The organism is Bradyrhizobium sp. SBR1B (assembly GCF_014198205.1).
Lineage (GTDB): Bacteria > Pseudomonadota > Alphaproteobacteria > Rhizobiales > Xanthobacteraceae > Bradyrhizobium.
On sequence record NZ_JACIHC010000054.1, the window covers coordinates 1 to 7,960 of the forward strand.

General features: G+C 56.8%; 4 protein-coding genes. 3 read left to right on the plus strand and 1 reads right to left on the minus strand.

Going from position 1 to position 7,960, the window contains the following annotated elements; all coding sequences use genetic code 11:
* Positions 1-2,004: 2,004 nt before the first annotated feature.
* Positions 2,005-2,217 (minus strand): hypothetical protein, encoded by a 213-nt coding sequence (locus GGD61_RS39765; protein WP_018319114.1) that lies wholly within the window; start codon positions 2,215-2,217, stop codon positions 2,005-2,007.
* A gap of 1,105 nt (positions 2,218-3,322) precedes the next feature.
* On the opposite strand from GGD61_RS39765, the gene GGD61_RS39770 reads away from it, so the two are divergent.
* From GGD61_RS39770 to GGD61_RS39780, 3 genes are all read left to right on the plus strand, one after another.
* Positions 3,323-3,481 carry a hypothetical protein gene (locus GGD61_RS39770; RefSeq protein WP_183232505.1) on the plus strand — a complete coding sequence of 53 codons (159 nt, stop codon included), beginning with the start codon at positions 3,323-3,325 and terminating at the stop codon, positions 3,479-3,481.
* A gap of 1,876 nt (positions 3,482-5,357) precedes the next feature.
* Positions 5,358-6,794, plus strand: coding sequence for a DUF1254 domain-containing protein (locus tag GGD61_RS39775; protein WP_183232506.1), 1,437 nt, complete (start codon positions 5,358-5,360; stop codon positions 6,792-6,794).
* A gap of 193 nt (positions 6,795-6,987) precedes the next feature.
* The gene (locus GGD61_RS39780; RefSeq protein WP_183232507.1) at positions 6,988-7,263 is read left to right on the plus strand and encodes a hypothetical protein; all 276 of its coding nucleotides are present in this window, start codon (positions 6,988-6,990) and stop codon (positions 7,261-7,263) included.
* Positions 7,264-7,960 lie beyond the last annotated feature (697 nt).

Here is a 7,960-nt window from a genome sequence, read left to right on the forward strand (position 1 = left end):
TTCAGCCAGAACAGTCCTTTGCGCATCGAAGTCCCCCGTGCCGAATCAACTCGGTGCGAGGGAATCAGAACCCGCTAATTAGGTACAGACCCTAGGGCTCGGCGCTGTTCATCATAGGCCGGTCGCAACAGGCGCCAATGCGACCACTCGGCGAGCGACCACAAGGGTTCGACCAGTCTCGGCGGCAATCGAACCGGCAGAATGTGATTGTTCGCCCTGACAGGAAAGTAATGCAGGGCGGCAACGGTACGCCTCAGCGCTGTGCGAGAAAACTAAGTTCGTAGGCACAACGCCAATCGCGGCAGGCCTCTTTAGCAGCTCCAGCTCTTCTGCACGCTGTGGTGCGACGCGGTACTCCGCCAGCAAAAACGCACTGGAACGCTGAGCTCGTTCGAGTTAAGTCGGGACGAACAGCTCTTATGCGAGTGAGACCCACCACACCGAAGCTACGCGAAAGCGCGCGTTACCAGCCGATTGCCTTACTCCCACTCAATTATTTCGGACATCGTATCGTCGTTGATTTGCAAGCACAAATCTTCAAGTCTGACGGACAAATGCCGACGGTATACCCGCCGCAATTTTGGGGTCTTGAATTCACAGAATAATTTGAACCGTTCGCGCTCTGGGCGATTTATCGGAGACAGTCGGCTGATCAGCACCGACGGCGTGGTCAAGACTGCCGTTACGACCTTGGTTGCGCGTATGTTCAAATACCGTCAGAGATCAGGAGCGCGCCGCTCCGGTCGCTCGATGGTTCGCACCCGCCGTCACTGCCTGGCGCGACGGCAATGCGACCAGTTGATATGGGCTACCTTCAAGCTTTCGGCTGAGGACCGCGTACCCTCCAATTGCGACGTACCTACAGAATGATCGCGGAGTGCCAGAATTGTCGATGAACTGAAGATCTGGCTCTCGATGGGGGGCCCTTTCCGCGGAAGGGGTGTCTTGTCAACTCTATTGATTGTGCACGGTTTTCTGCGCCGGCGCGAATAAATAGTACGGTGTTTACAATGGTCGAGTCAGCACTACCGAAACCGTAGTTTTTGTCGCAGCAGGTGGGCCCCTTCCCTGGCCAAAACGGGTGAAGTGCAATTTTGCTGTCTCGACGGCAAGTTGTGTAAGAGAGCGGACTAGTCTCAAGTGCCGCCGGCCCACGCGGCGGGCTTGCTGCACGGGACTGTGATGACTGTTGAGAAATGCCGTGTGAAGTAGTTCACAAGCGGGAGGTATCTCTGCGCGTAGCATGGGCGCTTCCACTGGAGGGAAGCGCAATGAAGTGGAACTTGACAACCTATCGAACGCTCGCGCTGACCATCGCTGTTCTAGTGGCCGCTGGTACTACTATGGCCATCGGTACTCCTCGTGGAGTCAATGAACCAATGTTGGGATCCGATTGGCAATGCAGCCGGACCATGCTGCTCGTGACCACGTGCGCACTGAAGGATTGAGCGAAATAGCCGCAGACCCGCGCTCGGCAAAGCTAGCGGGCGATCGTTCGCATCCCGGCCCTGATGAATGTCGGCCTAACAATCGGTTAAGGAAGAACCCATAGCCTGCTCCCGTTGACCTGCATCCCGTCACCACATGACGAGGTGGGTCCAGGACGGGGCCGATACCGTGGCGGACCTCAGGGAAAAATTGGACAAACTCCGCGCCGACGCCGCGGATTTGGCCCTTATGAGCAGGCGAACCAGCGACTCGCAAAGGCGCGCACTTTTCGAACGCTTGGCAGATGAGCTCGCCATAGAGGCTCTCGAACTCGAGCAGGTGGTGAAGCTGCAAAGCCGGCGCTCCGGTCACAGCGACATGGACAAAGTCGTGCCCCTCCAGGCGCGTCCAGATCGTCGCTGACACAATCCCGCTTCCCTTTGTGGGTCACCGCCTCAACTCCCGGCCTCTCGTTCGCAGCTGGCGAGTCTTCATGCTGCAACTGCTCATGGTCTGTCCGGTCTGGTCTGCAGTCCAAACACCTCCGGCTTCCAGGCCGGCGGGTTTTTCAATGGATTAGCCGTCCTGACAGGTGATGCCGAGGCTGTCGCAGGTGAGTGCGAACAGCTCTTTTGACTTAGAATCTTCAAAGCAGAACCTGGTGCCGATCTCCGCTCGGTCGGTCCACCAGCCGGCGTTAGCTCCCTTGGCGATGCGGGCGGCCTCGCCTCGTAACAGGTCCAGTCGTTTCCCGGCGGCACGAACAATCAGGCAATTCTCCTTGGGCATAATCGTCCTCCACGGCAATTTGGATTCCGCAAATTGTCGGTACAGAAAAACCTAGAACTTGCAGCGAGGGAAACAAAGCCGGCCTGCACGAAGGCCGCAGCGATGTTGTCGCTGCGATCTCGCATGGTCAAAAGACACCGGGTGAAAAGATCTAAGTGAAATATACAGCCAGCCCCGGTGGAATGATCCTATCGCGACATTTCTGGCTCGCAATATGATCCATTTCACAATCGGCCGCACCATGCATCAAGGGCCGCCGCCGACGGTTTGCTGGAAGACTACGGTTTGAAGCCAGCTTCCCAGACTATTTCACGTCACTTTGCAACGCCACCATGCTTAAACCTACCCGGCAAGCAACTGCCAAGAGCAGAGAGCTATCACCACCTGTTTGGGCATGGTGGCCTCCTGACCCACAGCCGCCTCTAGTTTCACTGAAGTAGGAGCTTAGATCGCATGCCGATCAGCATTGTGTAGGCAAGTCGTCGCCAAATCAGGTTCATCAGGACTAACATGGTGGCATCCCCGCGTCTGATGTCGTTAACCTACAACCTTGCCTGTTTCCGGACGACTTCGCCGATGGCGTTAAATGGTTTTCTTGCATCGGCGGTGGCCGCGCCAGCCGCTGGCAACGCCAACGGGCTGGCTTGGGCGCGCCGGCTTTTCCGCTCGGCCGGCTGCCCAGCAACGATTCAAGCATCAGTCCGCCCAGTGTTCCTTTCTCGAGAAACGGCGTCGGGCGCATTGCTCAAGAATTCGCCTTGCAATTGTGCCCGCCCACTGTCGTAATGCTATGATTGTCCAGATATTTTTCAGTCCAGCTGTGTTGAGGCGGTGATGAGTATTTCCGATCGAACTTTCGATGCCGTTTTTGCTCTGCACCAACGTATGGTATTTATCGAATGTCAAATGGCTGAATTAGGTGTCCTGCGAAACCGATTAGCGCAAGCTCAGTTGCGCCGCTCGCGGTCAAAGTCGAGTCGTTCAGCTTCCAAGAAACTAGGTCGGCGCCGTAGGTGTAGGTAACCTCTGCGCGTAACCCCCCCCGAAGTTGCCATCTGCCCCTCGTGAGCCCAAGCTATGGGCAATTCGTGAGTCGGGGGGATTCATGGAACGACAGCCGTTTGAGAGCATGTCTCTCGAAGAGCTTTGGCGACTCCATGCGGTGGTCAATGACATTCTTGCCGCGAGACTGGTGGCCAAGAAGGAAGAGCTTGAACGGCGTTTGGGACTGCTCAAGCGGGAAGACAAGCCTCCCAATTATTAAAATCACCTGATTGGCGGGCCCCTGCCCTCACGCTGACCAGCCTCTGTACGAGCACTCGCAGTGCCGCGCCGATCATGCGGAACGTGCCGGCGCTGGCCGCAGGAGACGTCCTATAAGCTTTTAGGCGCTCATGCGGCCCTTCGTCGTTGCTCCGGCGCTCTTACCCGCAGTTGGATCGGCAGCCGGGAGCATTGGGGCTGGTAAACGATCCATGCATGATCGCCGATCCACGACAATCGGCAGAACGCCTGGCGCCGGCGCGGATTACGTCGAAGTGCACAAAGGTCGAGATGCGGATCTCGTAACGGTGGTTTCCCTCATCAAGACGGGTGAAGAGCAATTTTGCTGTCTCTACGGCAACTGAGAGAGCGGATTGCTGAGCCCTCCGAGCGCTCTAGTGAGACCGGGAGACAATTCGCCAGTCGTGAACCGGCTAGCGTCCACCCCTAGATTCCTCGAGCACGCCGGGCCCGCTCACACGTGCCTATGCAGTCCCCAAAACGCAATAAGCAGAAGGGCCACGGCTCCAATTCCCAGCAGCATGAGAATAGCTTCCAGCATGACGAATCAAGCTCCGCCCGAGCGCAGGCTACACCCCTGTGATAAATTGTCATCAAAGGCTGAGCCGCGCGCGCAGGTCGAAGGTTCTGCGGTTGGCCCGCGCGCTCAAATCGCGCGCCGGGCGGCTGTCTTTCGCGATCCCGCGTAGCGTGCTCCAAGATGAGCGCACCGAGCATCGCAATAGCCACTCGTCGCGAGCTTTCAACGTCCAGAAGATTGGTGAAGAGGGAGACTTGGCGAGACGGAAACTGAAGGCCAAGATGGAATTCGCTGAACGGAAATTTAGACAGGAGCAGTTGCTTCATGACTATCGGCGCAGAGTGGAATTCGGCGAACCGTTAGCGGGCCTGAGCCGGTCTTCGGCGCTTTGCAGGCGCGCGTCGCGAGCTCATGAAGCTGTCGAAATTGCTGGCAGTAATATCTCATCCGTTGTCAGTGGATATTCGAAGTCAGGAAGTCTGGGTAAGCCGCGGCCCATCTTCGTAGCTACTCACCGTAGCTATTTGCGCGACGTCCCCGTTGATCTATAGAAGTCGATGTCTTTTCAGCATCCTGTCGTTGTTGGTGTGGAGGAGCGGATGTCCGCCACGTCAATGCAAGCCGACAATGCCCGCTCCGCGCACACGCGGAGCTGTTCTGACCCGTCTTGAGCTCATCAATTCGAACGATAGCGACACTTGCATGGAAGCGGAGCATGAATTTGAGCATGCTCCTACCGCGTGAAACTCGAAACCCAGCTAAGCGAAGAACTGCTAGTCAGACGTATGGGACCACCGGCAATGGACTTGCCCATGATCGTCCGAAGCCATTTAGGGTCGCCCGTCTATCGCTTGCACCAGGCCCATGGAATTCAGCAAATCGCCCATTGCTGAGAGAAAACCCGATTGCTGAGAGACAATCCGTGCCGTCGTCGTCTGCCCCTTCCATTCTGAAGTCAGATGATGCAGCGGAAAGCCACGCCTCCGAGCGACCAAGAGGTTCGTTCGCAGCGCCCCGATTATCGCGCGAGCTCTTGGGGATCGGACCAGTGTCCTTGGCGTACGGAGGTCTGATATCAACGGTAGAGCGGACCTGCCGTATGCCAGCGCCGGACCGCCGCTTGTGACCCTTAGCTGACCAATCGCGGCAAGGTGCGCGATGGCATCGAACCCAAAGCCGATCTTTGGGCCACAACGCCAAATGCCCCCGGATGGGCACCTGTTGATCTGAATCAATAGCGCGGTTTTGCGTGAATGCTTGTTTGGAACTTCTACTTTGGCGTGCCGACCTGACCCCATTCCTCAAACGGTTGTCTAACACAACAAAGGGTGCCTCCATGATCGCGATCGATCGACGTGTTTTGCTTGTTCTTGGCGTTGCCGTATCGACGTGCTTGGCAGCCGCCGTACCATCGCGCGCTCAATCCATATCGCCCGCGGAAGCACAGCAGATCGCCACCGATGCCTATGTCTATGGCTATTCGCTGATCACGACTGAAGTGACCCGCGTTCAGATGAGCAACGTGCCAAAGGTCGAGGGGTTCACAAGTCCGACCGGTCAATTCGTCAACGTTCCGCGCTATCCGCCTGCGGACTATCGCGGCGTCTCCGCGCCCAACGCTGACACGCTTTACTCGGTTGCTTGGCTCGATCTTGCGGAGCCCCAGGTATTCAGTCACCCAGACATGGGCGACCGTTTCTATCTCTTTGAGCTTACCGATTTGTGGATGTCGGATTCAGAGTCATCGCCGAGCAAGCGGACTGCAAGCGGAAAGGCAGCCAACTACTTGTTCACCGCGCCGGGCTGGAAAGGTGAGGTGCCGGCGGATATGAAACATTTTCCAATGGCTACGCGCTACATGGTCATTCTCGGCCGCACATATGCCGATGGCAGCGAGACCGACTACAAGGCCGTCAACGCGCTGCAGGCACAATATAAGATTACGCCTCTTTCCGCTTGGGGAAAGCCGTATACCCCTGTGACACCGCCGGTAAACCCGAGTCCGGGTTTCAGCATGACCGACAAACCGCAGTCGGTCATTCGTGCCATGGGAACGGAAGGATACTTCAATTTATTGGCTAAACTGATGGCATCGGCGGCTCCGGCGCCAGCGACGGATGCACCGATACTCGCGAACATGGCGAAGATTGGTATCGAGCCTGGGAAGCCGTTCGAGATGAGCAAGCTTGACCCAGTTGCTCAGCAAGCATTGAAGGACATTCCACAGACAGCTCTGAAGAAGATCGAGGCAAACAAGGAAAACCTTGGTGGGATAGTCAACGGCTGGTCGATTACCAAAGGGTTAGGTACCTACGGCCCCGCCGATTACATGAAGCGAGCGGTGGTGGCGGCATTTGGCTGGCCTGCCAATCAAGAGCGTAACGCTGTCTATCCGAACACAGAAAAGGACTCGGCTGGACAGAAGCTGAGCGGTGCGAACAAGTACACGTTGACCTTCCCAAAAGATGCAACGCCCCCCGTCAACGGTTTCTGGTCGTTCACCATGTATATGAACGACCAAGGCTGGTGGTTCGTCCCAAATCCACTCAACAGGTTTACCGTGAGCATGCGGGACAATCCGAAGTTCAATGCCGACGGGTCGCTGACGCTATACTTCCAAAACGAGTCGCCGGGCGCAGAGAAAGAAGCTAACTGGCTGCCCGCACCGAAAGGCGATTTTGTCCTAATGCTGCGGATGTACTGGCCAAAAGAGACCACCCCTTCCATCATTGATGGAAGCTGGAAAGTGCCGCACGTCGTCAAGGTCAACTGATTAAAACTAACTCCGCCCGGCGCACGAAGTACAGTGCCGGCGGAGTTCTCTGCGCGCGAAGTCGCTACGCACGGCCGCTTCTGGCCCAACTGCGAAGTTGCGCCGCATCTGCTAGAGGTCCGCTCACCGCTCCTCAATGGACATCGCGCGATAGCATGGAGCGGGCTCCGTTGCTTTTGGCACTCTCACGAGATTGACTGCCAAGTCAGTAAGGAACAGGCTTGTTATTCGTATCACCCGCCACCTGCCTTCGATGTTAACGCGAGAAGAACATCTCAAACGGAGCAAGAAAGCCGCGCTCGCGCTTCTGAGCGCTGGCCGTATGCGCGAGGCGGTTTCTTCGATGATGACGGATATCGTCAAGAGCCCAAGCAGCGCATTGCCTCATGAAATCCATGCATTCGGTATCTGTGCTGCCGGGGCTGGCGACACAAAGGCGGTGCGAGAATACATCGAAGGCTTTATCTGACTCTCTCAGCTCCATGACCCGCATTTGGCCCTTAACCGAATAGGGTTGAGCGCATTCCGGTGTCGGTTATCCGACGCAGGCCGGATGCGAGGCCGTGCCCGCTTCGATCGCCGCTCGCTTGCGAGCTATCTGCTGGCGAAAAATTGCTAACCCATGACGGTCTTATCCAGCGGTTTTGGTCCCAGGGCGAATGCGACGATTGGCTAGCTTGCGCTTGGTGGGCGACGCCTGCCTCCTGTCCAGACGGAGGAAATCGCTATGAGTTTGTGGAGCGGTTTTGCGTTCCTCGTGATCGCACTCATCCTTTCGTTTGTCGGCCGTCCGAATAGGGCGGGAGAGCATCCATGGTTCTTACGCTTTGATACCGCTGTCGTACTCTATCCTCCAATCGTTTTGGTGTTCTTCGCGGTCGGCTTTGCCGCCGTCGTGACATGGCTCACCAAATAGAACGCAGCGCTTGTTTCGGGCTTGAATTGCCACCATCGCCTTGTATAAGGACGCATGGGTGCTCGCTGAATTGGGCAGCGACAGGTAATGCGATGGTCGGGCCGCCACGCGGATGACCTGCGCCCATGAATTACAAACCTACATTTGGCGATTTACCCACAGCCCAGCGGCTGGCGGAACAGGCTGCGAACACACTTCATCGATTTCTGCATGTCGAGGCGGTAAGCGGTTTAGCGCTTCTCGTTGCAGC